Genomic DNA, 1,311 nt, shown 5'->3' with positions numbered 1-1,311 from the left:
TTTAGCATCGCTGCGTTGCTGTAAAAATGCTTCAGATGACCCGGGATGGCTCCCGCTGATGCCCACGGCAGCCCGATTAACAACCGTAATATCTCCGACACTGCACCGCTAAAACTCAGCTGATAAGGCAGATAATCTCCCTTCAGGCTGAACGCCATCTTGATCATCTGGTAACGAATAAGGTTATAACTCAGCAGGATACCCCACAGTTCCTGCCTGACCATTTCCGGCAGTTTGCTTCTCAGCGCCCACCGGTTCCCCAGTAAAAACTGCTTAGCCTCCCGGTATCCTAACTCGATTTCCCAGCGATGCTTATAAAGCTCCGCCACGCTGGCGGCCGGATAACGCATCGCATCCGTCATTGACGTCAGTACCTGCCGTTCAACGCCATTGACCTTCCGGCGGATAAGCCGCACGGTCATTTCTTCCGGCAGTCCTTCCCACTGTTTTCTGGCCTGCGGTGACGTTTTCAGCCGTATCAGCTCGTCCTGTTTGCCGAGCTTACACACCACCTCGTACTGCGTGTTCTTTTTCAGCGGCGTCAGCCAGTGGCGATTTTCGCCCGCATTATGCCAGTCATGTAGCAGGCCTAAAGAGTAAAAACCCTTATCRAACAGTGTAATACTGTTATCCGGCGCGCTGKCTGCCAGCYGTGCCGCCAGACGCATCTCGTTCACGTCGTAACTGTCCATCACACTGGCCCGCAACAGGTGACTGCTCAGTTCCATCAGGCAGACCATGCGGACCTGAGGATATCCGCGTTCGCCGTGCTGGTTCGAAGCCTTACCGAAGGCCTCTGCATTTTCAGGCGTGTCCTGCGTATGCCAGACTACGCCATCGACGGCATTGAGTGTCAGTCCGTGCCAGAGAGGATGTTTTGCCTCTGCATGCCAGTGTTGCTGAGTGATATCAAACAGAACCCGGATGGCATCTTCACCTAACGTTTTTCTGCGGGCAATAACGGAGCTGGGTGCGGTGAATGAGCGTCCGGTTCGGTCAACAATATCCATCAGATTAACGATATGACTCATAGGCTTATTGTTGAATATGGCCATRCCGATAACCAGCCAGACCATGGACTCGAGGGGGAGTTTACGCTTGCGTAGGGTGACGGTGTCAGTGAGAGAAAAAGCTTGCTGAATGAGGTCAGGAGACAGGAGGTCAGCGAGGCTTTGAACTTCATCGGGGGCAGTRAGATTGATAATACCGAGAGCTTGTGAAAGTTCCATTTAAAAAGGGTCCATGATGAGCATGAACCCTTTTTACACGAGCCACCGGATCGGTCAACTGATCCTTAAACGATCGGCATTA

Annotated in this window: 1 protein-coding gene; it reads right to left on the bottom strand. The window is 52.6% G+C overall.

The window, feature by feature from the left end; all coding sequences use genetic code 11:
- The coding region (locus AC1DUO_RS25055) for an IS4-like element IS1271 family transposase (protein ID WP_477989391.1) at positions 1 to 1,229 on the bottom strand (1,229 nt) is incomplete at its 3' end.
- Positions 1,230 to 1,311 lie beyond the last annotated feature (82 nt).

The sequence above is a fragment of the Rahnella sp. P4_A8 genome, assembly GCF_056402435.1.
This window is presented reverse-complemented; position numbering and strand designations above follow the sequence as displayed.